A 25,207-nucleotide genomic window follows, 5' to 3' on the forward strand; every position below is an offset into this window, starting at 1 on the left:
ATGAGTGACGTACTGAAGATGGTGGTCGATGGCCTGTGGCGTCAGGGGGACAAAAGCCTCGCCATCAGGCTGGTAGCGCAGAACCGCCAGCCGCTTCCCGGCTGGCAGCCTGGGGCGCATATCGATGTGCATCTGCCTTGCGGGATTATCCGCCAGTACTCGCTGACCGGCGCGCATAGCGATGACGCAAGCGACAACTATCTGATCTGCGTGGCGCAGGATAGCGCCTCCCGCGGCGGGTCGCGCTATATCCATGAGACGCTGCGCCCGGGCCAGACGCTGCTAATCTCGCCGCCGCGCAACCTGTTTGCCCTGCAGCCCGCGGGCCGGGTGACGCTACTGGCGGCGGGCATTGGCATCACCCCGCTGTATACCATGGCGCTGCACCTACAGGCGGCTGGGGTTCCGTTTGCACTGCATTACTTCGTGAAAAGTCGCGATCATGCAGCATTTACAAGAGAAATGATGGCAACTTTCGGCGATGAATGCTGCACAATCCACTGCTCAGACGAGGGAGGGAGCCCGCGGACCCACCTCCACAATATCCTCGGCGAAGGGCACGCCGGGCACCATCTGTATCTCTGTGGCCCGGCGGGCTTTATGGAGTCCGCCCGCCAGTGTGCGGTGGAAAAAAACTGGCCCGCGACGCAGATCCACAGCGAAGCCTTCCAGCCGCCGGTGCCCACCGCCGGAACCGACGGCGACGACACCTTCACCATCACCCTGGCCTCCTCTGGAGAAACATGGCCGGTGCCGGGCCATAAAACCATTGCTCAGGTGCTACAGGACAACGGCGTTGCCGTCCCGCTTTCGTGCGAGATGGGCCTGTGTGGCGCTTGCCTGACGCCGGTGGTGGCGGGCCAGGCCGATCATCGCGATACGGTGCAGTCGGACGCCGAGAAATCTGCCAGCGCGCAGCAGATTGCCCTGTGCTGCTCCCGCAGTCGTTCGGCAAATTTAGTGATTGATTTATAACCGTCTTTTCAGCCCCTGCTTTCCCGCTGCCTGATGACATCGCAGAAAAGTGTCTCAGGCAGCGCCCTGTCTGCGTATCAACCCTCGTAAAATCAAGCTCCTGCCAAATCATTCCATTTATTCATGATTAACATAAAAATTATTCACTTCATTTCTAACTCTGTTATCATCATATTTGTATGACAAATTAACCCTCACTACACAGGCCGGTGTCACCATGATGATAAGTCGAGCACAAGAGATGCAGGTTCAGGCTCAGCGCCTGCAGGAACAGGGATTATTACGGCGCGCGCTGGCGTTGTGGGCCGACATGGCACGATGCGATGACCACGAAGTTGCCCGCCTGGCCAGGCAAAAACAGCAGGAGATCGTCACCTTACTGCAGCAGAAAAAAGACCAGCAAGCGGCCTCGCGCTATAACTGCCGGGCCCATGTAGCGGCCGACCGGGAATTGATCATTGCCTATTTACGCAATGGTATGAAACCGCGGGAGATTGAGGCACTGACCCAGCGTTCCAGCGCCTTTATTTACCACTGTAAAAAGCTATTGCCCGAAGACTAATGGCGGCAATGCCGCATCACTGACCAGCTTTCTGGATATTGCCGTGCGTGCCGCAGTATCCAGAAAGGTGTTCAGGCACGACGCTGAACATCAAACATAAATGTGTATCTGCACCCTAAATAATTCAGGTTGCATAAAGACGGCAAAGCCGTGAGTCCCAGGAGCTTACTGAAGTAAGTGACTGGGGTGAGCGGGTGTAGCCAACGCATATGCAGCTTGAAGTATGACGGGTATATCCGAGTATTTGCCAGCCAGAAATTGGCTGGCTTTTTTTGGTTTATCGCACTGCTCACTTGCGGGGCAGTTTGTCATTCAGTAACGCTTCGATTCTGGCGCGGTTCTCTTCGAGCATAGCTTTAAAATCAACGCGGCTCTGAGGATCCATTTTCGCCAGGGTCGCATCCAGTTCCTGCTGACGGCGAATACTCTCCTGCACCCCTTTCATGGCCGCTTCCATCGCAATCAACTCCGATGACAGCTCTCGTTCCAGCATCGAGCGATACAGAAACTCCCGGGCGATGACCCCAAGGGCGTTGTTGGCCTGATTGACCGCGTTGTGCGTCTGCTTAAGCGACTCAGCCACGGCGGCCAGAATTTTATTTTCACTCATTAGCCGTATCCCCTTTCCCCACCAGCGCCAGGCTTTCTGCCAGGCTGCGGTGGAACATCTCGCGCTGCGCCACGGTCATGGCATCCAGCTGCTTTTTTACCGCCGCAACGCGTTTAAAGTAATCCTGCATCACCTCTTCACGGATCGCCCGTTTGCGTTCATCGGGGATATCGGCAAACGTATCCGCCGCGGTCGTTGCCGGCAGGTTGCTATCGCCGGTGCGTAGTTGCTTTTCCATAATCTCTCCCGCTCTTAGAAAAGACGCATATTGCGCAGATCGCCGTCGCTGGTGTTGTAGATCGTGAACCGTTCGATCAGCTCGATAAACGCATCACGCGCCGGGATCGCCGTGGTCAAGATCTTGCGTTGCCGCAGCGCACACCACAGCGCCACGGAATAGGCCTGACAGTTCACCGATTTCTGCGGATTAAATTCGATATCGGTAAAAGCCGTATATTCCAGCACCTGTTCTTTACAGGGGGAATGCTGTAGGGCGTTGAGATACAGCCAGTCGTAAAAGGCGGTTTTCGGCTCTAGCGGCCAGATGATAGCCTCGCGCGCTTCATTCGGCTGAAACGAAAACTGGGCCAGCTGGCCCGATGTTTTTAGCACGTCCGCGCGCTTGGCCTCTTTCGGCGACAGGCGCATCAGTTCGCGAAACGGCCCGCGCACCGTGCCGTTATCGGTAAACACTTTTGATGACTGGAACAGCGATTCGACGCTGATGAACTGCCCGCCGTTGCTTTGAACACCCATATTAAAGGCGCTGAGCTGCACGCCCAGCGTCTCTGGCGATTTACTGGACACCTCAAGGATTCTGGCCTCCGGATGATCCATGCGATAGCTTTCGTGCAGCGCAGCGATGGATTTTTGTTTTTGGCTGACCGCAAGGCCTGGCGACCAGCTGAAATCCACATTGACGATCTCCACCAGGGCTGCCCCTGTTCGGGTCGGGATAAATACGGGGCGCACGGCCATAAAGTCACCTAAAAAGCAAAATGTGAAGGGTCAACCACGATTTTCACCGGACAATCGCGTAACCATGAGGGAATATTCTCCGCGGAATAGAAAATAACCTCGCTAATAAACCACACCGGGATCGCCCCACAATACAAAATTTCCGCCTGGATATCATAGGGCCGATCGCCAGAATCGTCGTTATTGTTGCCGCTAAACATGGCCTGAAAGGCCTGATGTTTCTGGCGCTGCTCCACGCTTATCGACCTCACCCCACCAGAGGCGGCATTACTGTGGCAAAAAACGGCTTGGTTAAGCAACGTCTGATGATCGAAAGAAGGTTGGGTTGGCCCACTAATTAACTCTTTTTTAATTTTCAGGATTACCCAGTTGTGGTCCCGCAGTGCCTGGGAATATTTGTAGAGCATTTTTTTATTCACCTGACCTAATGACAGGGAAATAGAATTTCGCATCCCTTCCAGCCGTAATTCGTCATTATAATGAAAAGTATTTTTCCCTTCATCAAGCTGCTGGCGGGTCATTATTCCTGACTGAAATATATTTTTCAGATTCGTCAGATGACTAAAGTGATAAAGCGCGGCAATATTCCGCCGCTTCACCCCACTAAAATCAATCGCCCTCGCCCAGTTAAACGCTTGAATCGCATAGAACGGTTTATTCGCCACCCGTTGCATAAATGCATTATGCAGATCTGAGGTATAGGCTGGCGCCAGATGGGTTTCACCGGTTATCGCATAGCGCGTTAGCATATATTCTTTAAAGCCGTTGATATGCATAAGCATATTCAACGCGTCGGTCATCGTAATACAGGGACCGGCATGATTAACGCTGCTGATTAACGGGCGTGGCGGCTGCGGTTCCCGGGGGTGTTTATCAAACAGCGACGGCGTCGCGACCGGCGGCATGACGCGTTCCACCTGACGGCTATGGGCTTTTCTCTTTTCAACATCAACGATCGGTTCTGCCGTCCGGCTACCTGATTTAGTAGCTGGCGTTTCTTTTTTCTTGATTAAATTACCGATAAACGCGAGGACTAAAAAAATGCCAATTACAGTCCACATATGAACCCCTACAGTAGAGCCTGTCCCAGTAGACTATTTTATTTGCCACTTTGGCCCTGGGCCGCGTTCACAATCCTCACGTACTTCGTGTACGCGCCGGTTGTTCCGCGCTGTCCGCGTCCAGACTGGCTGCAACAATATACGTCTACTGGGACAGGCTCTTATTATATTATTGTGTGTAATAGCATCACGCCCCTCAGTTATGAGGGTAAATGAGTATTGTCTTATTGGTTTTGTTGTTATTCAGCAGTCCGAACAGACTGGGCAGCGAATGAACAGCCGGTTCCCCACGATAATCTATCCCCTCAGGGAACTCAAGCGGTGGCGCCTGTCACAGACGCCCTGCCACAGGATGAGAATCGCGCTTTTTAATCCATAAATAGCGCCTTTCGGCGCCATTGCAACATAAAACAATATCAATCATTTAACCGATGAGCATCGGCAGAATAATTAACCTAAGAAAAATCCTAACGCTATCTGTTGATGAATACCCGGCCTTTACCGGTCACATCAATGCGTACCCGGCAGCCCGGTATCCATTCGGCACGACTGACGGTTTTCAGCTGTAGCGTCTCAGACTGCTGCGCGACCGCCAGCGTCAGGATCGACAGTTGTCCGGAAAAATCGACGTCGAGAATGCGGATGTCACTTTCATTCGTCTGGCAAGGCGTCATGACCAGCTGTTCCGGACGTAGCATGACCCGCCCCGGCCCTCTGGCTATATCATTATCGGTACGCAGTTCACCAATGACGCACTGCGCCCGCCCGTTGTAAAGCTCCGCCGGCAGAATCACCGCATCCCCGAGAAACAGCGCTGTGGCTTCATCGGCGGGCCGGGAATAAACCTCAAATGGGCTGCCAACCTGGGTAAAGCGCCCCTGGCGCATCACCGCCACCTGGCTGGCAAATGACAGAGCTTCATTCTGATCGTGCGTCACCAGGATCGCGGCGACGCCTGCTTCGGCGAGCAAATCGGCCGTTGCCTTGCGGGTGGTGGCGCGCAGCCCGGTATCCAGCGCGGAAAAAGGTTCATCCAATAACATCAACGATGGCTGCTGTGCCAGCGCCCTGGCCAACGCAACGCGCTGCTGCTGGCCGCCAGAGATGTGATGCGGCCAGTGCGTTGCCAGCTGGGCGTCCAGCGACACCATCTCCATCAATGCCGCCACCCGACGGCGCTTTTCCTGCCGGCCACAGTCTAAACCCCAGGCAATATTGTCCGCGACATTGAGATGGGGAAACAGCGCCCCTTCCTGCGGTACAAACCCGATCCCACGTTGGTGCGCGGGCACAAAGACCCCGTCGCCAGAGAGTGTTCTCCCCTGCATCACGATGCGCCCGGAATCGGGTGTTTCAAATCCGGCCAGGATCCGCAGTAGCGTGGTTTTTCCAGAGCCCGACGGGCCCACGATGGCCGTGCGGCTGCCGGCGGCCACCGTCAGAAAAAGGTTATCCAGCACTTGCGCATCGGCAAAAGATTTTGAGACAGCGGTTAATTCCAGCATGTTACAGACCTGCCATTTTTTTCGACTGGTGATAAAGGAGAGCGGTCAACGGTAGCGAAATTGCAATCATCAGCAGCGCATAGGGTGCCGCCGCGACATAATCGATCTCACTGGTTAACGCCCAAAACCCGGTGGAGAGCGTGCGGGTTCCCAGTGGGGAAAGCAGCAGCGTGGCGGTCAGTTCATTACTGACGCCAAGGAATACCAACGCAGCACCGGCCGTCGCCCCCGGCGCGGCGAGACGCAGCGTGATGCTCCACAGCGCCCGAGCAGGACTTCTTCCGAGGCTGCGCGCCACATTCTCCAGCTCCACCGGTGCCTGGGCGATCCCGGCACGGAGGTTAATCAGCGCACGGGGCATAAACATCAGCAGATAGGCCAGAAACAGCGTGACCTCGGTTTGATAGATCGGCCGCGCATAGTGGATAGTGATGGTCACCAGCGCCAGGGCGGTGACAATGCCGGGTAGCGAGCTGGTCAGGTAATTGCAGCCTTCCAGCAGGCGAAATACCCGGCGCGGATAACGGATCCCCAGCCAGGCAATCGGGATCCCGCAGGCGGTGGTCAAAAGCGCCCCGCTGGCGCCGAGCATCAGCGTCTGGCGGAAGGAAGACCACAGGTCGGCACTCATCCAGTTGGCAATGCCTCCCAGCCACAGCCAGCGTCCCAGCACAATCAGCGGTACGCCGAGCGCCAGCAGGATCAGCGCCAGCAGCAGCGCCTGTGCCGCAACGGTGGCCGCCAGGTTCAGTTTTTTGCGTTTCTGCTCCCGCGCCGCGCCGGCGCCAATCCGGGCATAACGTGCTTTTCCTCTGGCGGCACTTTCCAGCATTAAAAACGCCAGGCAGCACAGCGCCAGCACGCCGGCCAGCATATTCGCCGCCGGACCGCTGAAGGTGGACTGGAACTGGTCATAAATCGCGGTCGTAAAGGTATCGAAGCGGATCATTGCATAAAGGCCGTATTCCGCCAGCAGATGCAGCGCCACCAGCAGCGCGCCGCCACAAATCGCCAGCTTAAGCTGGGGTAATACCACCTGGAAGAAAACCTTCCACGGCGGCGTGCCCAGCGAGGCGGCGACATCTTCAAGGGTCGGGTCAAGGCGACGAAGCACCGCCGCCACCGGCATATAAATAAAAGGATAGTAGGCCAGCACCGAGAGGAATACGCCGGAGGAAAGACCGTGCAGCGATGGCACCGCGCTGATCCAGGCGTAGCTCTGGACAAAGGCCGGGATCGCCAGCGGTGCAACCGCCAGCGCCGACCATATCTGCCGCCCTGCCAGAGTCGTGCGCTCTGTCAGCCAGGCCAGCGTGACGCCGAGCGCAATGCACGTCGGGACGGTTAAGACACTTAGCCACAACGTATTGCCAAGCAGTTCCCCCACGCGCGGGCGAAAGACCAGCGCTTTAATGGTGTCCCAACCGGTATCCATACCCACGGCGATAACAAAACCTAACGGCAGGAGCGACAACAATGAAATCAGGATTGCTAATGCAACCATCGGAAACGCAGGACGCCTGCGCTCAGGCAGGCGTCGAACTTTATTTCCGAGTGTAAGACTCAGACCAGACATAAGGTATTCACTTCACCGGGGATTACAGCAGGCCAGCTTGCGTCATCAGGTCGATAACTTTTTTACTGTTCAGCGAAGAAGGTTCAACTTTCGGTGCATCCAGCGCGTTCAGCGGCGTCAGTTTCGGGTTCGATGCTGCATTGACGCCCACGGCATATTCAAATGCATTATTGGTTCGCAGCTCATCCTGACCCTGTTTACCGGTGATCCACTTGATAAAGGCCTGAGCCTGCTCTTTGTGTTTGCTGGACGCCAGAACACCACCGCCGGAGATGCTGACAAAGGCACCCGGGTCCTGATGTTTAAAGTAATACAGTTTGGTATTTTTGCTGTTTTCACCGGTTTTTGCCTGATCGACAAAGCGGTAATAGTGGTAAATCACGCCGCCATCAATCTGCCCGGCGTTCACGGCTTTCATGACCGTGCTGTTGCCTTTATAGGCCACGAAATTCGCCTTCATCGCTTTGAGCCAGTCGAGCGTGGCTTTCTCGCCTTTCAGCGCAAGCATCGCACTGACGATGGCCTGGAAGTCGGCACCTGACGGGGATGCGGCCCAGCGCCCTTTCCATTCTGGTTTCGCCAGGTCCATCAGCGAATGAGGCAGTTGAGACTCACTGATTTTTTCCGGGTTATAGACAAAAACGGTACTGCGTGCCGCGATGCCAATCCAGCGGCCGTGGGCAGGACGATATTCCGGCGCCACCTGTTTTAAGGTGTCGGCATCAAGAGGGGCAAACAATTTCGCGTTATCGACCAGCACCATCGACGGGGAGTTTTCCGTCAGGAAGACATCGGCCGGCGACGCGCTCCCTTCCTGCACCAGTTGATTTCCCAGCTCGCTGTCGCCACCGTTACGCAGGGTCACTTTAATGCCGGTTTCTTTGGTGAAACCATCTACCCACGACTTCACCAGGTTTTCATGCTGGGCGTTATACACCACGATGCCTTCAGCGCTGTCAGCCGCCATGGCCTGAGGGGCAAGATATAACGATGAGGCGACAAGCGCGACGGAGCAGTAGGACGACAGGCGAAAATTCATATGCTAATCCTTAGTATGTTTGAATAAATGGCCGCCGATAGCCTGGCCGAAAAGGATTAAAACACAGTGAAATGGGAATGATAATGAAAACAATTCCCATAAAAAGAAAACAGTTAAATATACCGTGCTTAATAATTTGATTATCTGAAAATGCTTTATTTCAAAATAAGAAAAAGGAAAGGTTAAAATAACCTTAAGACGATATTATTTATTATCAGCAGAATGAAAAAATATGATCGCGATAACAATTATCGCCGTCCACGCGCAATTCTGCATCGTCCTGTCCCCCTGAGCACGGTGGCGATCGACAGGCCTGGCAGGCAGCCACAGCGCAGGTTCGTTGGCTGGAACCTGTTACAGCTGTCAAAATTGCAGGTATAATCCCCTGCATTATTCAACGGGTTCAGAAGCGACGATGACAAAACTTACCTTACAAGAACAGATGCTCAAAGCAGGATTAGTCACCAGCAAGAAGGCGGCTAAGGTCCAGAGAACGGCGAAAAAATCACGCGTTCAGGCCCGTGAGGCCCGTGCGGCGGTCGCTGAAAATAAGCAGTCACAACTTGAGCGCGACAAGCTGCTGAGTGAACAACAAAAGCAGGCGACGTTATCGAAAGAGTATAAAGCGCAGGTAAAACAGCTTATTGAAATGAACCGCATCACCGTTTCAAAGGGCAATATTACGTTTAACTTCACCGACGGTAACTTAATCAAGCAGATGATGGTGGACAAACTGACCCAGGCGCAGCTCACCAATGGCCGGCTTGCCATCGCGCGCCTGACCACTGACGCCAATGGCGAGAGCGCATACGCGATTATCCCTGCCAGCGTGGCCGATAAGATTGCCCAGCGTGACGCCAACAGCATTGTGTTCAATAGCGACCTGACTCAGGAAGCGCAGGATGAAGACGATCCGTACGCTGATTTTAAAATTCCTGATGATTTGATGTGGTAACAGGCGATGGCTGAGCGCTCTGCCAGCCATCTAGCAACCCCGGCGGGTCAAAATCAACAAAACAACGGCTGGCGGCCCCACTCTTCGCCGTTAGCCACTCGCGCAGCACAAATTTATCGTCCAGACTTAAGCCAAAGGCGTGGTCTGCGCAGGCATTGTGCTTTACACTGCGCGCTGCAAAAACTGAGTAGATAAACGATTAAGTAGGCGATAATGGCGATGAATGGCACGATCACAACCTGGTTTAAAGATAAAGGTTTTGGATTTATCAAAGATGAAAACGGTGATAACCGTTATTTTCATGTGATTAAGGTCGCCAACCCTGACCTGATTAAGAAAGATGCGGCGGTGACCTTTGAACCCACCACCAATAATAAAGGCTTGTCCGCTTATGCGGTGAAGGTCGTCCCGGAGAGCAAAAATCTCTATATTGCCGGCGAGCGCCTGAAGATCACCTCGATCAAGTCTTACCTCGTGTACAGCGAAGAAGTCCCGGCCGATGCCTCTGTTGATAAAGAGAATGCGGTACTGTCGGTGGGGATGCTGATGGGAAATATCAGACCCAAATCCGCCGCGAAGCCGGGCGAGATGCGTTCGCTGAAAAAGCTGGCGATCACCACCTTCCAGGGCACGACCCTTATCTTCTCGGAAGATGAGATTGACATCGAAGAGACCGTCAAACTGCTCAAAAACTTAAACCGTTAACGGTTTCTGTGCCGCCATCCCGGGCGCGTCCTGCGCCGGATGGCGACATCATCCGCCCGCAGACACTACGCTTCTCTCCACCGCCATGACGGCATGGCCCTTCAGCGCACCTGCAGCAGATCGCTATAGCGGGTAGTGTAGCGCGGGGAAAGCATGTCACGTTTCATCTGCCATCCGGTCTGTATCCCCTGCCCGGCAAAATAGAGCGCACCTCTCCCGTTTTTCGCATTCAGAGCGTCCAGTACCGCCATCAGTTTCTCGCTGTTTTTGCGCGGCGCGTTGTCGTCGAAAAGATTGAGCTGAGCGATCCCCTGGCTGTAAAAATCCCCCAGCATAACCCCGGCTTTCTGGTAGCGATGCCCCTCTTTCCAGACCGAGTCCAGTGCGCGGATGGCCGCCGCAATAATATCCCGGCTGTCCTGCGTCGGCGTGAGCAGCTTTACCGACGCGCTGTTACTGTAATGGGGGCTGTTCTGCGCAAAGGGGCTGGTTTTGATAAACATCGAAATAAACCGGCAGTACTGATGCTCGGCGCGGAGTTTCTCTGCGGCACGCGACGCGTAGCTGCATATCGCCTGATGCATCTCGGGATACGCCGTGATATAGCTGCCGAACGATCGGCTGCAGATAATCTCCTGTTTCAGTGGCACAAACTCTTCCAGCGCCAGACAAGGTTCACCGCGCAACTCTCTCACCGTTCGCTCAAGGATCACGTTGAAATGTTTGCGGATAAAACGGATATCGGTATCCGCAAGTTGCAGGACGGTTTTGATCCCCATAGTCTCGAGCTTTGTACTGATGCGGCGGCCGACGCCCCACACTTCCCCGACGGGCAGGCGGGCCATCAGTTTTCTCTGGCGCTCCCGGTTCGATAAATCCACCACGCCGCCCGTTTGCTGCTGCCACTGTTTTGCCGCATGGTTGGCCAGCTTGGCCAGGGTTTTAGTCTGGGCGATGCCGACGCCGACGGTGAGATGGGTCCTGCGCCCTATCGTTTCACGAATTTCCCGGCCAAAGTCACTCAGTTCGCGGCAGTTACGCACCCCGGTAAGATCGCAGAAGGCCTCATCGATGCTGTAAATTTCACAGCGCGGAGACAGCTCTTCCAGCGTCGTCATGACCCGGTTCGACATGTCCGCGTAGAGCTCATAATTGCTGCTAAAGCAGATAACGCCATGTCGGCGGAGCTGATCTTTTTGTTTAAAGTACGGCTCGCCCATCTTCACAAATGGCTTCGCTTCGGCAGAACGGGCGATCACGCAGCCGTCGTTATTTGACAGCACCACCACCGGTCGGCCGCTTAAGTCCGGCCTGAAAACCGTCTCGCAACTGGCATAAAACGCGTTAACATCACAGAGCGCAAACATATTCAGCCTGCAGATTTAATGATGTAGGTGACAACGCCAAAGACATTGAGAGTCTCTTCACTACCAACGAGGATCGGGGAATAGGCGCTGTTCATCGGATTCAGCTGTACCAGCGGCCAGAGCTGCAATTTCTTGACCGTAAACTCTCCGTCCACCGCAGCAATCACAATATCGCCATGTGCGGCCTTGCGTGAGCTGTCGACGATCAGCAGATCGCCCTCTCCGATGCCACCGTCAATCATGCTGTCCCCTGCGGCTTTCACAAAATAGGTCGCGCTGGGGTGGCTAATCAACAGATCGTTTAAGTCGATGCGTTTTTCGACATAATCCTGCGCCGGGCTGGGAAAGCCGCACTGCACAACGTCACTGAATAAAGGGAGCGGAGCTATCTGGTGCAGCTCGGCTGGCGTGTAAAACTTCATGATAAACCCACCAAATAAATACTGATTATATATACAGTAGTTTTATCAAGTCGACAGGTCAATATAGGCTACGACTATCAATTTCCCAGACAGACGTAACATATTGATGCTATTGGCGAGAAAAATCTTACTGCTGCGCGGGTGCCTGACTGACTGCTGAGGAAGTAAGCGACGGGACCACCAGACGGGCCGGATGACCGCAGATCTGACGAGCCAGCAGGATCGCCGCCGACGCGAATCATCCTGCTAACCGGGTTAACAGGATAATCGTTATAGTCTCGCCTCATCATCACGGCGCTATGTTGATCCGCGCCCTGTACTCACGCTGCACTGTCCCCCTTAAACAGCGTTAGTATCGTTCACGACCAAAAATGATCCCGGGACTCCTGCTCTGCCGTCGGCCGCGTCAGCCACGCCAAAAAACCGATCGCCGCCCCCAAAATAAATAGCACCACCGTAATCACCAGCACGATAGAAAGCTCTGTTGAAAACATTTCAATTGACACACCATTATTCATTTCACTAAAAAGGAATACCCCTTCATCCAGGGTGAAATAGATAAACCAGATACAAAATGCAATAAACAGCCATAGAAATATTTTCCCGAGAAGCGTTCTTTTTATCTTCACTTCCTCAGACATGATATTTTCTCAATATACTCGTGATCGTTCGAGTATAAACACTCACGTTAAATACACAGTCGAGATATCACATCCCTGTGTCACCATTCACGGCCGCATTTTTTATTGCACCGTGACTCCGGCTAATCTCCCGGAGGTGGTCATATCAAACGCCACCGTGAAGCCTGATTTTTTCCAGCGGGTATGTTCGTCATTGATGGAATGCCAGCCTTCCTCTTCCATAAAATCGACGGCCTGCCCCTGATACATCCCGGCAATATTGGCATCGAGATCGTGTGCAATATCTTCTGCAGCTTCGCGTGTGGCGTTGCGCTTAGGGTTGTCCGCGTCCTGATACTGGTGCGAGGCGCGCCCGACATGGCATGTACCATTTGCGTCACTCACTTGAGTACATCCTGAACGTTCCAGCTGTGCGCGATAAGCTTCGCTGATCGCAAATACCGGCTGAAACAATGAGCCAGCAACCAGCGCCACACTGATAATATATTTCGCTTTCATTTACTGACCCTTTCAACGGTACCAACAACGCGAGCCATTATCGGCCTGACTGGCATCAGGTAAGGTTTCGCAGTCCGGCAAAGAAACCCCGTCGCGCGTAATCATCTTGTCTGCATGATGGTGACGGTGCCCCTCCTTTGCGGGCGCGATGACACACCCCGAAAGAAATAATGAACTGACCATCACCCCCATCACTGCTATTGCTCTCTTTTTCATTTTTAACCCTGTCTTATTTTATTTTTAATCTGACCAGTACCGTTGCAAACCCGGCGAATTTATTCAACAGACTATGTTGGACAACCGCATCTTATTTGACATAGCAAAACAAGAAAAGAGGTCAGACCTGGCTGAAAACTCTGTTTTAACTCATTGTTTTAAAAGAAGTTAAACCACATGCCGCTTTTTTTGTTATTAACTTGATAATATTACATCGATTATTTTGTTATTTTTATTTTAATGCTTTAAATATCTTTCCACGCTGGCGGCCGAAATCATTACATTTTCTTAATAATCACCGTTAAAAAAGCTTCCCTCTGTATTTATTTAAGACGAATCCTATGAGCGCATGATATTTACCACGCTAATTAAATGCAGCCTATTATTATTCACTGCCACGACCGCTGTTTGGGGTTATTGATATAACACGATTAAAAACAGGCCAGCACCGCCTACGGCAGTGTGGCCAAAACCGGACAGGTCTGTCCGGAATGAGGGATAAAGATGAAAGGTTAAGGATGAAGCATAAAGGCTAAAATAAATGCCGGCAGATTCACGCCGCCGTTAATAGCTCACGAGGCAACATTTTCCCTCCAGGGACAATTGGTATCCCTGCGCCAAAAACGGGATAAAAGCAGACTGCCCGGCAGAGAGCGTGAGCGTGTCACCGCAAGGGTGACACAGGGTCGCCGTGCCTTGTAATACCAGCAGTATTTGCGCGCTGGTGACCGGGATGATTTTTTGCTGGCAGCGGTCGATAATGCTGAACTGAAAATCCTCCACAGGGATCGGGTAGCGATGCGTCACGTCGACGCTCTCGGCGCTCATTTTAAGGCTGTCGGCCTGCGTCTGCGTAAATACCGTGCATTTTACCAGCTCTGCCAGATTGATATTTTTGGGCGTCAACCCGGCCCGAAGCACGTTATCGGAGCAGGCCATCACTTCAACCGCGGTTCCGCTCACGTAGGCGTGCAGCGTGCCGGCCCACAGGAACATCGCTTCGCCGGGGTTAAGCGTAATGCAGTGCAAAAACAGGGGAGCCAGAGTGCCGATATCGCCTGGATAGTCGCGCTGAAGCCGGGTAATAAACGGAGTCAGATGACTGAGGCCTCCGTTATCAATGCATTCGGACAAGCGAGCCAGTACGCTTTCGCGCTGCGCCGGATCCAGCTGCATCAGGCTGAGGAAAAAATGCATCAAGCCGTCGGCGGTCATATTGCTACGCAGTTCGGTCAGCGCCCCGGTCAGCTCGGGCGCATTGAGCCGCAGAAAATGGTTCACAATCTCCTGATAGGGGCGAAAGCCATTCATGGCCATAAATGGCGTCAGGGCATACACCAGCTCAGGTTTATGATTGTCGTCATTATAGGCTTCTCCCGGTTGGTTCCCCTGCCGGGCAAAACCGGCTTCCGCCTGCCTTTTATTGGGGTGCACCTGAATAGACAGCGCGCTGTCGGCGGCAAGGAATTTCAACAAAAAAGGAAGCTGCCCGAAGCGCATGGCGGCATGTTCGCCCAGCATGGCGGCCAAATCCTCTGCAATTAAGGTCTGCAGCGACCTGGCGCTTTGCCCACACTCCACCTCAGAGCATCCCGCCGGATGCGTTCCCATCCACATTTCGGCCTGCGGCTGATCGTCAGGGTTCGGCACATGAAAGAGTGTATTCAGAGCAGTCCGGCTACCCCAGGCATAGTTCTTAATGTTGTTGCGCAGACGGTAAAATACCTGAGTCATAAGGCCACCTTAATCAATACACCGGGGATGAAGCGAGGACGGGATGCCCGTTCTGAAAACCAGAACGGGGCGTTATCGTGCAATGGGAACCGGGTCATAACCCCTCCTGATAAAAAAATGCTGCGCCCAATGGACGCAGCCAAAGCCATTACTCAGCAGTCACGGCAATAGATTGAATAAACATATAGCCCCAGTCGCCTGAAAACTTACCGAAGCTCACCACGTTTTCACCGGCCTTCAGGGTGACAGGCACGACGAGCTGCTGGCCTTTTTCATCCGTCTGCGGGAACTCAATGCCGATCGGCGTTCCGTCGTTAACCACGAAGGAGTTTTTCTTACCTCCCCACTTCGCATTGAACTTCACATGCAGGGCGTATTTGCCTTCCCAGGGGGCGCTCACCTTCCACGTCACCTTATCGCCATCATTGGCAAAAGGTCCCAGGAAGCCATCGTCAGCAATAGCCAGCTGGTTTTCACTGCTTTTCACGACGTTCAGCTCACCCTGTTTAACATCCAGGACCTCGCTGCCAAATTTGCAATAATCGGCAGGCAGCTTGCCAGCAGGTTCACTGACCGACACCTTCACCGTTTTGCTCGCCTTCAGCAGGCCATCGTTGGCGGTAAAGGTCAGGTCGTACTCGCCAGGAGCGGAGAACCAGGCCCGGGTTTCGGCTTTGCTGCTGTCACACACATGCGCCTTGTCGTTACCACCGGTACTCCACGCCACCGTGACGTGGCGCGCAGGGAGATCGTCGTCACTCCATGTGGCAACGAGCGGAACGCCTTTATCCTGAGTGGTGGTCAGGGCGTCACTCAACGTCACCACCGGCGCCAGGTTTTGCTGGGTGTGTTTAACGCTGATAACGTTAGAGGGCGCTGACGCACCGCTTTCGTTCTTCGCAATGACGCGGTAGTAGTAGGTTTTCCCTAATTGCAGGCTGCTGTAGTCATCACGGAAGAGCGCCATTTTTGACGGATCCCACTCATTGACCCCATCAGAGACATCCTTCCCGACCACTTTCCACGGCCCTTTGGCGCTGGTGGCCCGCTCGATATCGTAATAACGACCGACCGGCGCCCCCATCCAGTTGATAGCAAAAGGTGAATCCGTCGCTCTCAGCTTCGGTGCTTCCGGTACGGGAAGCGCAGGCGCGGTGCTCAGACCGGCCATCTGCGCGGACGCATTGCGCACCAGATTGACCACGTCCATTTCCTGGTTAGCTTTACCTTCTACCGGGAAGCCCGGCAGATGGTAGCTATAGTGGCCGGTATACTCTTTGTGCCAGTAGAATCCGCCGTCATGACGATGTCCACGGAATCCCCAGATAAAGCCACCAGCCGCCTGTGCCCCATTAACATCGGTATGCACGATAGACTGCATGATGTTGTTCAGCTCTTTGTGGTCCAGCAGACCAAACTCGCCGACCAGGTAAACCTTTTTACCGCCGATGGCCTCCAGATCTTTGCGTACCTGGTCGGGATGGTTGTTGCCCGCGTTGGTGTAGTAGTGGTTACTGACGATGTCGACGTTAGGATCGTTGATGGAAAAATCATTAATCTTTTTATAGGTTCCGTCGACAATCAGCTGATGCGGAGCCCATTTGCGGATCCAGGCGGCGGTCTCTTTAAGGAAGCTCGCATTGGTATCTTCCAGTTCATTACCCGTTTCCCAGGCCATGATGGCCTTTTCATCGTAATAGTGACGACCCGTAACGCTGTTAACGCGCGTAATCACCTGACGAATAATGTCCTGATACGCTTTATAGGTTTTGCTGTCTGTACGATAAAAATCTTCTGGTTTTTCATGGTAAAACGCCGCCAGCTGCTCACGCCCGCCCCACCACCACCAGTGGTCGATAAACGGCAGAATCAGCCTTAAGCCCTGCTTGTCCGCTTCGGCAATCATGTTGTCGTACACCTTCATCGCCGTTTCGTTCAGCCGTGGCATACCGTCAGGCGTTTCGGGCGCAAGGATATGCGTTTCGCGACCACAGGCTTTGTCATTTTCCTGCTGCACGGAGAGCACATAAACACGCTGTGCCTTCGCACCCGTTTTTACCATCGCCTTGATCCAGTTTTCCTGCTCGTCAGCGGTGGGCCACTTAAAGTACTGCCCCCATCCCCGGGGGTCAGCTTTACAGGTTCCACGCGCATCGTCTTCGATGCGATGCAGTTCCGGCGCATGGATCCCGGCAAAACGGAAGAGGTGATTGCCATCTTTCAGTTGCGCGCCATCACGGGTGATGAAGTGTTCAAAATGCGACTGTTCCGCCGCCATTGCGCCAGCACATCCCAGTGCTGACAGCAGTGAAACCAACAGGATTTTTTTTACGGGGATAAACATTGTTCTTCTCCTTAGAACCAGACTTCAGCCTGAATACCAAAATTCAGGGTGTCAGAACTCCCCGAGCGGGTATAACTGCCCGAGGTGATGCTGCCGGTGCTCCAGTCGTAGCTACCATCAAGCGCATCAGATACGCCCTTATCCCACTTGGCATAAGTGACGAAGAAGCGTAGCTGCGGACGCGCCCAGAACCCGGAATCAAAGGTCAGCGTTGGCGCGATGGTCACTTTGGTCAGCCCGCCCTTACCTTTACCATCGACCCCCATGTAGTTTTTGTCGTCGAGATACTCATAACCCAGCTCGTACTGCATGGCGAAGTTCTTGGTAATCTGGTGGTAAGGTCGAATACCGGCGACCCACATGGAACGCCCCCAGCCATTTTCATCGCTGGTCCACCAGCGGTAATTTTTGTCTTTCTGGTAGAACGCGAAGGTAGAGATTTCCAGATCGCCCATCGTCGCCAGGTTATCGAGGACCACACGCCAGGATTGGGTATCTTCAAGGTTCGCCCAGCCCCAGCCGTTTTTACCCAGCGAGTCAGCGGCGGCCAGCCCTTTACCGTACTGGAAGGCAATGCGGGAATACCCGCCGGTCAGGCCATAGAAACCATCAAAGTTGTACACGCCAGTAAAGCCGTAGCCTTTTTCTGCCGCCGTCGGATGGTTTTCGTTGCGGTTCATATGGTGACCGATAAATTCAAGGTCCAGGCCGGTGCCACCAATTTTCTTGAACCACAGGTTAAGGGAATAATCGTCCGGATAGCCCTTGTCACCCTGATCAACCGGGTAGGCATCCGTTTCATCCGTTGGCGAGAAGGCATAAACCCCGGCATCAAAACGGGCGAACCCGAGGTCCATATTGTCAAAACCGCCGCCGGTCCCGTTGTACTGGATGTACTCCCAGTCAAACTGGTGGCTGGAGGTGTTGGAGCTGCTGTAGCGCTTACCGGCCCAGAAGGTGACGTCCGGAGCAAAATCGAGGTTGCTGAGTTCAGCAAAACCTTCACGGAACTGAACGTCATGACCGTCGTCATCGCGACAGTTCCAGTCAGCGGTACATTTGGTCTGGTGCGTCAGGTTGGCCTGAATACGGGCGACCGCACCGGTATCTGATTTCAGCGTCACCGTCGGAATCAGTTCAATTTTGGTGTCTTCTTCGTTACCAAGACGCCATTTGCCATCCGGCATTAACCCCACGGAGTTAGCACGGTTTCCGTCGCTGTTAGCCAGAATCCCGGAACGCATGTACCCGTGCAGTTGAAAATCGTATTTATCATCTGCGCTGGCGTAGCTGCTCATTACCGTTACGGCGATCAAGGACAGAGGTATTGATTTAATTAGCTTTCTCATATGATCCCTTTGTTTATTATTTGCACTGCTTAACGTTGCAGTGGAAATGTACGGCTCAAAAAAGGAAATGTATATCCCCAAACGGAAAGCGCTTTCCATATTTACCGGTTCAAATCACACATCCGAGATAAAAAAGAATATTTTCGTGATTGAAATCACATAAAAATGCTTACATTCGTTATTAATGGCAGCAGACTGTACGCAATTCATTATTTCTGGTGATCTTAATCACAATTAACCCATCCACTGACGGAAAGCGCTTTCCGTTACATCTCGCAATAGCTATAGTCCAGACCAGCCAGTGAAGGCATTGTGATGGAAAAGATCCTGGGTGCTGCTCTGCCGGGATACCTGCCAGGCTGCGGGTGAAAAAGGGGTGAAGACATAACGTGACCTGCCCAAACAGAACGATACACAGGGCATCACGGTAGATGCCCATCACATGATGGGTGCTGACAGGCAGAAACGAGGGGCAGTTCTCGGTGATGTCCTGTCCCTGATAGATAACAAATAACAAGGGAAAAGCGATGAGCGCTCTGTATTCGAAACTCATTAACGTCATTGAACAGAAAATTACCCCGATGGCCGGCGCGGTCGGGCAGCAGAAATATGTCACCTCGATCCGCGACGGCTTTATTACTGCCCTGCCGTTTATGATCGTCGGCTCCTTTATGCTGGTTTTTATTTTTCCGCCGTTCTCACCGGATACCACCTGGGGATTTGCGCAAGCGTGGCTGCAATTTTCTCTGACCCATCGCGATGCGCTCATGCTGCCGTTTAATTTCAGCATGGGGGTCATGACCCTGTTCATTTCTGTCGGCATTGCCGCCAGCCTGGCAAAACATCACAATCTCGATTCACTGACCGCCGGCATACTGTCGCTCATGGCCTTCCTGCTGGTGGCCGCCCCACTCAAGGATGGTCATATTTCCACGGCCTACTTTTCGGGCCAGGGGATCTTCACCGCCATCCTGGTGGCGATTTACTCCACCGAGCTGTATGCCTTCCTGAAACGGCATAACATCACCATTCGCCTGCCGCCTGAAGTCCCGGCCGGGGTGGCACGATCGTTCGAAATCCTGATCCCGGTGCTGGCAGTCGTGCTGACCCTGCACCCGCTGAACCTGTTTATCGAAGCACAGTTGGGGATGATTATTCCGGAAGCGATCATGTCGCTGGTGAAACCGCTGGTCGCCGCCTCCGATACGCTGCCGGCCGTTCTGCTCTCGGTGCTGGTCTGCCAGGTACTGTGGTTTGCCGGTATCCACGGTGCCTTAATTGTCACTGGGATCATGAACCCGTTCTGGATGGCGAACCTCTCCGTTAACCAGACCGCGATGGCGGCAGGTTCGGCGATCCCGCACATTTATGTGCAGGGTTTCTGGGATCACTATCTGTTGATTGGCGGTGTGGGATCCACCTTACCGCTAGCGTTCCTGCTGCTGCGCAGCAAGGCTATCCACCTGCGCACGATTGGCCGTATGGGCGTGGTGCCGGGCTTATTTAATATCAACGAACCTATTCTGTTTGGTGCGCCGATCATTATGAACCCGCTGTTCTTTATGCCTTTCGTACTGGTGCCGATGGTCAACGCCACGCTCGCCTGGTTTGCTCTGGACTTCGACTTAGTCAGCCGGGTGGTTTCCATGACGCCATGGACAACGCCGGCCCCAATTGGCGCCTCCTGGGCCGCGAACTGGAGCATTAGCCCTGTCATTATGTGCCTGATATGTATGGCGACATCAGCCGCAATGTACCTGCCTTTCCTGAAGGCATACGAAAAACAGCTGCTGGCACAAGAGCACAAAAATGCGCTCGCCCAGGCTGAAGCGTCAGCTCAGCGCACGTAACAAAAGCGGGATGATGGATGCGACACACAATAGATACCGTCAGCAGCATCCGCTCATCCCGTTCGTCACCCCCATTCAAAGAGAGGCTTTTGCCTCTCTTTGTTGCAGAACGTGGTCACCCGTTCTGCTCAGCAGTCGTCACACCACCATAAAACCAGATATCCCCTTACACTATGATTATGCAGAAGATCTCAAGATGAGATTTACCTCAGGAGAAAACCGATGAAACCAACGTTAGCAGTGACAACCCTCGCGTTTATTGCGGCGATGTCATGCAATGCCATTGCTCAGGACGTTATTTTGCCACTCAAGGAAGAAGTCCAGACCGATGAGGGTAAAATTTGCATCTATGGTACCGGCGCGCAAAATGAAAAAGTCATTATGCAGGGTACCGACAGCTGCCCACCGACGAAGACGGTTAAACAGCAAAAATGAAAAACATGCCATGTCACAGAGACTGTGCCTGGGGTCACCCGCACCGCCGCTGAATCGTGGAAACACTGCCCCGCCCGCCAGCATGCCCCCCGTGCCGGAGCGTGCGTCGGGGCAACTATAATTTATTGTCCACCAGCCCCCGCTGCACCGGCCTCACCATCCGACAAAGCAGCAGAACCGCTCTGCCGCTTTGGGGTGAATGCCGCTTAGCTAAGGTCTTCGCCGTGAGAGGCAATACATTTCTGGTACCAGAAGAACGAGTCTTTCTTATAGCGACGCAGGCTGCCGTTGCCCTGGTCATCCAGATCGACATAGATGACGCCATAACGTTTTGACATCTCTATCGTACCGCAGGAGACGATATCAATAATCCCCCACATGGTGTATCCGATCAGCTCGACGCCATCGATCACCGCCTCTTTCATCTGTTGTACGTGCTCGCGCAGATACGCAATACGATACGGGTCGTGGATAGCCAGGTCCTGTTCCAGCACATCTTCCGCGCCAATGCCATTCTCGGCAATAAACAGCGGGATACGGTAGCGGTCGTAAAACTGGTTTAAGGTGATGCGTAAGCCGATGGGGTCAATTTGCCAGCCCCAGTCGCTCGCCTTCAGGTACGGGTTTTTGTTGCCGCTGACCAGATTGCCTCCGGTGGTTTCCCAGTTTTTGTCGGTGGTTGCCACCATCGACATGTAATAGGAGAAACTAAGGAAATCAATGGTATATGCTTTCAACAGCGCATCATCCCCGGGCGCTTTCTGAATGACAATGCCGTTGTTGTGGAAATAGCGTGCCATATAGGCAGGGTACTCCCCTCGCACCATAATATCGGTGTAGAAATAGTTGGAGTATTGCTCTTTATGCAACGTCTCCAGCACATCTTCCGGTTTACAGGTGGCCGGGTAGGTCGTAAAGCGGGCGATCATGCCGCCAATTTTGGCTTCAGGCAGGATCTCGCGGGCCAGTTTGATCGTCAGCGCGTTGGCAATAAACTGGTGATGCAGGCACTGGAAAATCGCCGACTCGTAATCCTCTTCCTGATCCTTAATCAGGCACACGCCGTTATAGGGGTTAAATTTCCCGGCATTAATCTCATTGAACGGTAACCAGAAATCGACCCGATCCCCGAGGGATTCAAATAATACCCGGACAAACTTCAGATAGAAGTCCACCACCTTTCTGTTTTTCCAGCCGCCATATTCAGTCACCAGGTTCAGCGGGATATTGTAGTGCAGGATGGTGGCAAACACTTTCATGCCGCGCTGGTGGCACTGGTCAAACAGGTCGATATAAAACTGAATCCCTTGGTGGTTAGGCGTTTCGTTATCACCGTCTGGAAAAATACGTGACCAGTCGATAGACGTGCGGAAAACCTTCATCCCCATCTCTTCCATCAACGCCAGATCATCCTGATAACGATGATAAAAATCGACACCACGGGTAAAAGGATAGTGCCCGGGTTCAATCGCCTTCAGCGCCGCATTGAAACGCGCCGTGGTCATATTAATATTACGGTTATGATCGCGCTCTGCGCGGTTCCATGCGGGGTCGAAATAACGAATATTCTGTGTATCCAGGCCCTTCCCGTCTGCTGTAAATGCCCCATCGGCCTGCGCTGCTGAAATCGCACCACCAAATAAAAAATCCGCGTCAAAACCTGTTTTCACTTAATGTCTCCTGTTTTATGACTTAACTCATATTTCATTAATACGGTGGTTAATAAATACGCTGCGCAGAAGCTGATGGCGGCCCCCATAATGGCGTAAACAATATTCATGCTATTGCCAGGGTCAATAAAGACCGGCAGCGTGGTGAGTCCTGTCGGCGCCAGCGTCATCCGCTTAACGCCCATGATGCCGACGAACAGCCCGCCAATTCCCCCGGCGAGTAAGACGGCATAGAAAGGCTTCTTCAGTTTCAAATTGACGCCGTACAGTGCCGGTTCCGTAATCCCTAGTAATGCGGTAAATCCGGCGCCGTTAGCCAGCGCTTTAAAATCTCGATCTGTCGCAAATCGTGCAGCCGCCAGCGCGGCGGCACCTTGCGCAATATTTGAGACTAAGAACCCCGCGCCAATCATGTCGAAACCATTGGTCGCTAAGGACTGGAAGGTGATCGGCATGGTGACCGCATAGTGCATCCCGGTCATGATGAAAATCGGCGAGAACACCGCCATGATAAAAGGCAGCAGCCAGATGCAGTGGTCGTTGACGTAGGAGATCCCAACCCCCAGCGCTTTACCGATGTAATCACCAAAGGGGGCGATGACCGTTAACGCCAGGGGCACCATGATTAACAGGGTCAGGAACGGTTTCATAAAGAACAGGATCGCGCCCGGAGAGAGTTTTTCAGCCAGCTTTTCCGCCCACGAGGCAATCCATACCACCAGGATGATCGGGATAACCGTGGAGCCGTAATGGACCAGCGATACCGGCACATTGAGGAAACTGATGGGCGTATGCGAGGCCACCAGCGCGGTAAAGGTGGGATGCAGCAGCATGCCGCCCAGCGTCATCGCCACAAACGGGTTCATGCTGAATTTCATCGCTGCGGTATAAGCCAGCATAATCGGCAGAAAGTAGAATGTGGTATCCGCCGCGAAATTCAGCACCATACTGGTTTGTGATGTTTTATCCATCACCCCAAGCATCACCAGAACAATAAGCAATGTTTTTATCATTGCCGCCCCGCTGATGGCAGGGAGAATCGGCGTAAAAATTCCCGAAATAATTCCAAGGAGGCTGGATATACCGTTTTCTTTTTTCTTCAGAGTGCTGCTATTAATCGCCACTGAGGGGCCGTCAACCGCAAATCCTGCGGGATTCATCGTATTTTTTAATTGTGTAATGGCGGAAAAAACATGCCCCACCTGCTGCCCGAGGATCACCTGAAACTGACCGCTGCTTTCGACCGCACCAAGAACCCCAGGTAACGCCGAAAGCGTTGTTTTATCAACTGGATCCATCGTATTTAGCGTAAAACGCAAACGCGTTGCACAATGGGTTACATCTTTGATGTTATTTAGACCACCGATTCTTTCAATTATATCTTTAGCAAGCTGCTGATAATTCATCGTTGTCTTCCGAATAATATTGTGTTGATGGGCGATATATTTTTCTTATCACTGACATCCGGCTGTGTTTTAAATTGCTTTTCCCTGAATTATCTTCGATTATATGAATTAACAGGACATAAACAATATTCAAACGGATTGATCATAGTGACAAAAGGTAAGGTAATGTGATGCACAACCACAATCTCGACGATCAGCTGCGCGAAATCACGAAAAGTGAGCAATTCTATCTTGATAATCCAGGTGCGCTTAGCCACAAATACAAAACTATCAATAAGATAAATATCAATGACCAACAGGTTTACCGCTTTGAACATCCGCGGGTCAGCCAGACCGAGATAGAGATCAGCAAGGATTCACGCTTCACTCAGGTACCACCACACATCCATACCAATGTCAATATGAACTATATCTACTCCGGCTCCTGTACCTATGTGATCGACGGTAAAGAAATAACCCTTAATGAGAATGATGTTTGTATATTTGACACTGACGTAGTGCGCAGTAAAAAAATCACCGGGGAAAATGATATTGTCATCAACATCAGTTTGAGCAACAGTTTCTTTTCAAATTACTTCCTCAGCCGGCTGACTCAGCAGAGTATTCTGACAGGGTTTATTCTTAATGCCATCTCCAACACCACGACCCACGATAATTACCTGATTTTTAATACACAAAACAGCCAAAAAATTCATGAACTGTTCCTCTACACCATTGAAGAATATGGCAGCAACAGTCTGTATTCACGTGAACTCATCGACTCATACCTGTCGATTATCTTTATTGAGCTATTACGTATCTTCCATGCCAACAAAGACCGGCAGCTGATTCAGCTTTCCATGGACAAGACCGGGGAAATTATCAGTATCATTAGCTATATCGAAAAGAACCACCTGACCTGCAGCCTGACCACGCTGGCCGAGCACTTCAACTACCACCCAAAATATCTCTCACACCTGATTAAAGAAAAAACCGGAAAAACCTTTAAAGAAATCCAGTTATTGCAGCGCATGAAAGTCGCGGCGACCTATCTGACCAACTCAGCCCATCCCATTCATGACATCGCCGAAATGGTGGGCTTCTACAATAAGAATGCCTTCTATAAAAAATTCAAAGAGCACTTCGCGACCACGCCAAAGCACTATCGTGATCAGCACACCAGCGATGCAAACGCTAAAAAGAGTAGCCAGTATCGCTAGCGGAGCCAACCTGAGCATAAGGAGCCAACACCGCATGGCCAAGGACAACGCCAAAAAGAACATCACCGCACCGCTAGCGGGGTGATGTTCGCACCGTGAACCTGCAGTCC

General features: G+C 52.7%; 23 protein-coding genes and 1 pseudogene. 7 read left to right on the forward strand and 17 right to left on the reverse strand.

Going from position 1 to position 25,207, the window contains the following annotated elements; genetic code table 11:
- On the forward strand, positions 1-975 hold the full coding sequence (locus ACMYSP_RS03545) for a PDR/VanB family oxidoreductase (RefSeq protein ID WP_434585603.1): 975 nt from the start codon (positions 1-3) through the stop codon (positions 973-975).
- A gap of 217 nt (positions 976-1,192) precedes the next feature.
- Positions 1,193-1,537: a hypothetical protein gene (locus tag ACMYSP_RS03550; RefSeq protein ID WP_434585604.1), complete on the forward strand. Its 345-nt coding sequence runs from the start codon at positions 1,193-1,195 to the stop codon at positions 1,535-1,537.
- A gap of 289 nt (positions 1,538-1,826) precedes the next feature.
- Here ACMYSP_RS03550 and ACMYSP_RS03555 read toward each other — a convergent pair whose 3' ends face one another.
- The 7 genes from ACMYSP_RS03555 to ACMYSP_RS03585 form a co-directional block, all read right to left on the reverse strand.
- Entirely contained in the window at positions 1,827-2,147 is a 321-nt protein-coding gene (locus ACMYSP_RS03555; protein ID WP_434585605.1) for a hypothetical protein, read from the reverse strand.
- Positions 2,140-2,385 carry a hypothetical protein gene (locus ACMYSP_RS03560; protein WP_434585606.1) on the reverse strand — a complete coding sequence of 82 codons (246 nt, stop codon included), beginning with the start codon at positions 2,383-2,385 and terminating at the stop codon, positions 2,140-2,142. Before ACMYSP_RS03560 ends, ACMYSP_RS03555 begins: the two co-directional genes overlap by 8 nt.
- Before the next feature lie 14 nt (positions 2,386-2,399).
- Positions 2,400-3,077 carry a DarT1-associated NADAR antitoxin family protein gene (locus tag ACMYSP_RS03565; protein WP_434585607.1) on the reverse strand — a complete coding sequence of 226 codons (678 nt, stop codon included), beginning with the start codon at positions 3,075-3,077 and terminating at the stop codon, positions 2,400-2,402.
- Positions 3,078-3,133: 56 nt separating this feature from the next.
- The gene (locus ACMYSP_RS03570) at positions 3,134-4,186 is read right to left on the reverse strand and encodes a DarT ssDNA thymidine ADP-ribosyltransferase family protein (protein ID WP_434585608.1); all 1,053 of its coding nucleotides are present in this window, start codon (positions 4,184-4,186) and stop codon (positions 3,134-3,136) included.
- Positions 4,187-4,659: 473 nt separating this feature from the next.
- Positions 4,660-5,691, reverse strand: a complete 1,032-nt coding sequence (locus ACMYSP_RS03575) for an ABC transporter ATP-binding protein (RefSeq protein ID WP_434585609.1) — start codon at positions 5,689-5,691, stop codon at positions 4,660-4,662.
- A gap of 1 nt (position 5,692) precedes the next feature.
- Positions 5,693-7,267, reverse strand: coding sequence for an ABC transporter permease (locus ACMYSP_RS03580; RefSeq protein ID WP_434585610.1), 1,575 nt, complete (start codon positions 7,265-7,267; stop codon positions 5,693-5,695).
- Between the two features lie 22 nt (positions 7,268-7,289).
- Positions 7,290-8,306 carry an iron ABC transporter substrate-binding protein gene (locus ACMYSP_RS03585; protein ID WP_434585611.1) on the reverse strand — a complete coding sequence of 339 codons (1,017 nt, stop codon included), beginning with the start codon at positions 8,304-8,306 and terminating at the stop codon, positions 7,290-7,292.
- Between the two features lie 415 nt (positions 8,307-8,721).
- On the opposite strand from ACMYSP_RS03585, the gene ACMYSP_RS03590 reads away from it, so the two are divergent.
- Positions 8,722-9,261, forward strand: coding sequence for a DUF2058 domain-containing protein (locus ACMYSP_RS03590; protein WP_434585612.1), 540 nt, complete (start codon positions 8,722-8,724; stop codon positions 9,259-9,261).
- Between the two features lie 213 nt (positions 9,262-9,474).
- Positions 9,475-9,966, forward strand: coding sequence for a cold-shock protein (locus ACMYSP_RS03595; RefSeq protein WP_154143332.1), 492 nt, complete (start codon positions 9,475-9,477; stop codon positions 9,964-9,966).
- A gap of 101 nt (positions 9,967-10,067) precedes the next feature.
- Here the strand turns inward: ACMYSP_RS03595 and ACMYSP_RS03600 are convergent, their stop codons facing one another.
- The 7 genes from ACMYSP_RS03600 to ACMYSP_RS03630 form a co-directional block, all read right to left on the reverse strand.
- Positions 10,068-11,333, reverse strand: coding sequence for a Y-family DNA polymerase (locus ACMYSP_RS03600; RefSeq protein ID WP_434585613.1), 1,266 nt, complete (start codon positions 11,331-11,333; stop codon positions 10,068-10,070).
- 2 nt (positions 11,334-11,335) lie between these two features.
- Positions 11,336-11,755, reverse strand: a complete 420-nt coding sequence (locus tag ACMYSP_RS03605) for a translesion error-prone DNA polymerase V autoproteolytic subunit (RefSeq protein WP_434585614.1) — start codon at positions 11,753-11,755, stop codon at positions 11,336-11,338.
- Between the two features lie 359 nt (positions 11,756-12,114).
- Positions 12,115-12,396 carry a hypothetical protein gene (locus tag ACMYSP_RS03610; protein ID WP_434585615.1) on the reverse strand — a complete coding sequence of 94 codons (282 nt, stop codon included), beginning with the start codon at positions 12,394-12,396 and terminating at the stop codon, positions 12,115-12,117.
- A gap of 102 nt (positions 12,397-12,498) precedes the next feature.
- Entirely contained in the window at positions 12,499-12,894 is a 396-nt protein-coding gene (locus tag ACMYSP_RS03615) for a hypothetical protein (protein WP_434585616.1), read from the reverse strand.
- A gap of 780 nt (positions 12,895-13,674) precedes the next feature.
- Complete coding sequence (gene manA, locus ACMYSP_RS03620) at positions 13,675-14,844, reverse strand: mannose-6-phosphate isomerase, class I (RefSeq protein ID WP_434585617.1); 1,170 nt, start codon at positions 14,842-14,844, stop codon at positions 13,675-13,677.
- 148 nt (positions 14,845-14,992) lie between these two features.
- Positions 14,993-17,188, reverse strand: a complete 2,196-nt coding sequence (locus ACMYSP_RS03625; protein WP_434585618.1) for a CBM35 domain-containing protein — start codon at positions 17,186-17,188, stop codon at positions 14,993-14,995.
- An 11-nt stretch (positions 17,189-17,199) separates the two neighbouring features.
- Positions 17,200-18,537: a maltoporin gene (locus ACMYSP_RS03630; protein WP_434585619.1), complete on the reverse strand. Its 1,338-nt coding sequence runs from the start codon at positions 18,535-18,537 to the stop codon at positions 17,200-17,202.
- Between the two features lie 527 nt (positions 18,538-19,064).
- Between ACMYSP_RS03630 and ACMYSP_RS03635 the strand changes: the two genes are divergently transcribed.
- The gene (locus ACMYSP_RS03635; protein ID WP_434585620.1) at positions 19,065-20,387 is read left to right on the forward strand and encodes a PTS sugar transporter subunit IIC; all 1,323 of its coding nucleotides are present in this window, start codon (positions 19,065-19,067) and stop codon (positions 20,385-20,387) included.
- A gap of 222 nt (positions 20,388-20,609) precedes the next feature.
- Entirely contained in the window at positions 20,610-20,822 is a 213-nt protein-coding gene (locus ACMYSP_RS03640; RefSeq protein ID WP_434585621.1) for a hypothetical protein, read from the forward strand.
- Between the two features lie 206 nt (positions 20,823-21,028).
- On the opposite strand, the gene ACMYSP_RS03645 is transcribed toward ACMYSP_RS03640, so the two are convergent.
- The 3 genes and pseudogenes from ACMYSP_RS03645 to ACMYSP_RS03655 form a co-directional block, all read right to left on the reverse strand.
- Positions 21,029-22,492 carry a glycoside hydrolase family 1 protein gene (locus ACMYSP_RS03645; RefSeq protein ID WP_434585622.1) on the reverse strand — a complete coding sequence of 488 codons (1,464 nt, stop codon included), beginning with the start codon at positions 22,490-22,492 and terminating at the stop codon, positions 21,029-21,031.
- Positions 22,489-23,790: a PTS transporter subunit EIIC gene (locus ACMYSP_RS03650; RefSeq protein WP_434587006.1), complete on the reverse strand. Its 1,302-nt coding sequence runs from the start codon at positions 23,788-23,790 to the stop codon at positions 22,489-22,491. The genes ACMYSP_RS03645 and ACMYSP_RS03650 overlap by 4 nt, the downstream gene beginning before the upstream one ends.
- Positions 23,791-23,823: 33 nt before the next feature.
- Positions 23,824-23,898 (reverse strand): annotated as a pseudogene (locus ACMYSP_RS03655) (hypothetical protein); the annotation flags it as partial.
- A gap of 170 nt (positions 23,899-24,068) precedes the next feature.
- Here ACMYSP_RS03655 and ACMYSP_RS03660 point away from each other — a divergent pair.
- Entirely contained in the window at positions 24,069-25,097 is a 1,029-nt protein-coding gene (locus ACMYSP_RS03660; RefSeq protein ID WP_434585623.1) for an AraC family transcriptional regulator, read from the forward strand.
- The last annotated feature ends 110 nt before the right edge of the window (positions 25,098-25,207 follow it).

Source organism: Klebsiella sp. R390 (genome assembly GCF_051131745.1).
Classification (GTDB): domain Bacteria; phylum Pseudomonadota; class Gammaproteobacteria; order Enterobacterales; family Enterobacteriaceae; genus Klebsiella.

Coding starts and splice junctions, on each gene's coding strand:
- ACMYSP_RS03560 (WP_434585606.1), bottom strand. CDS start 2,385: ATGGAAAAGCAACTACGCACCGGCGATAGCAACCTGCCGGCAACGACC.
- ACMYSP_RS03585 (WP_434585611.1), bottom strand. CDS start 8,306: ATGAATTTTCGCCTGTCGTCCTACTGCTCCGTCGCGCTTGTCGCCTCA.
- ACMYSP_RS03600 (WP_434585613.1), bottom strand. CDS start 11,333: ATGTTTGCGCTCTGTGATGTTAACGCGTTTTATGCCAGTTGCGAGACG.
- ACMYSP_RS03570 (WP_434585608.1), bottom strand. CDS start 4,186: ATGTGGACTGTAATTGGCATTTTTTTAGTCCTCGCGTTTATCGGTAAT.
- ACMYSP_RS03630 (WP_434585619.1), bottom strand. CDS start 18,537: ATGAGAAAGCTAATTAAATCAATACCTCTGTCCTTGATCGCCGTAACG.
- ACMYSP_RS03575 (WP_434585609.1), bottom strand. CDS start 5,691: ATGCTGGAATTAACCGCTGTCTCAAAATCTTTTGCCGATGCGCAAGTG.
- ACMYSP_RS03640 (WP_434585621.1), top strand. CDS start 20,610: ATGAAACCAACGTTAGCAGTGACAACCCTCGCGTTTATTGCGGCGATG.
- ACMYSP_RS03650 (WP_434587006.1), bottom strand. CDS start 23,790: ATGGATCCAGTTGATAAAACAACGCTTTCGGCGTTACCTGGGGTTCTT.
- ACMYSP_RS03555 (WP_434585605.1), bottom strand. CDS start 2,147: ATGAGTGAAAATAAAATTCTGGCCGCCGTGGCTGAGTCGCTTAAGCAG.
- ACMYSP_RS03590 (WP_434585612.1), top strand. CDS start 8,722: ATGACAAAACTTACCTTACAAGAACAGATGCTCAAAGCAGGATTAGTC.
- ACMYSP_RS03610 (WP_434585615.1), bottom strand. CDS start 12,396: ATGTCTGAGGAAGTGAAGATAAAAAGAACGCTTCTCGGGAAAATATTT.
- ACMYSP_RS03615 (WP_434585616.1), bottom strand. CDS start 12,894: ATGAAAGCGAAATATATTATCAGTGTGGCGCTGGTTGCTGGCTCATTG.
- ACMYSP_RS03635 (WP_434585620.1), top strand. CDS start 19,065: ATGAGCGCTCTGTATTCGAAACTCATTAACGTCATTGAACAGAAAATT.
- ACMYSP_RS03580 (WP_434585610.1), bottom strand. CDS start 7,267: ATGTCTGGTCTGAGTCTTACACTCGGAAATAAAGTTCGACGCCTGCCT.
- ACMYSP_RS03605 (WP_434585614.1), bottom strand. CDS start 11,755: ATGAAGTTTTACACGCCAGCCGAGCTGCACCAGATAGCTCCGCTCCCT.
- ACMYSP_RS03595 (WP_154143332.1), top strand. CDS start 9,475: ATGGCGATGAATGGCACGATCACAACCTGGTTTAAAGATAAAGGTTTT.
- ACMYSP_RS03660 (WP_434585623.1), top strand. CDS start 24,069: ATGCACAACCACAATCTCGACGATCAGCTGCGCGAAATCACGAAAAGT.
- manA (WP_434585617.1), bottom strand. CDS start 14,844: ATGACTCAGGTATTTTACCGTCTGCGCAACAACATTAAGAACTATGCC.
- ACMYSP_RS03550 (WP_434585604.1), top strand. CDS start 1,193: ATGATGATAAGTCGAGCACAAGAGATGCAGGTTCAGGCTCAGCGCCTG.
- ACMYSP_RS03545 (WP_434585603.1), top strand. CDS start 1: ATGAGTGACGTACTGAAGATGGTGGTCGATGGCCTGTGGCGTCAGGGG.
- ACMYSP_RS03625 (WP_434585618.1), bottom strand. CDS start 17,188: ATGTTTATCCCCGTAAAAAAAATCCTGTTGGTTTCACTGCTGTCAGCA.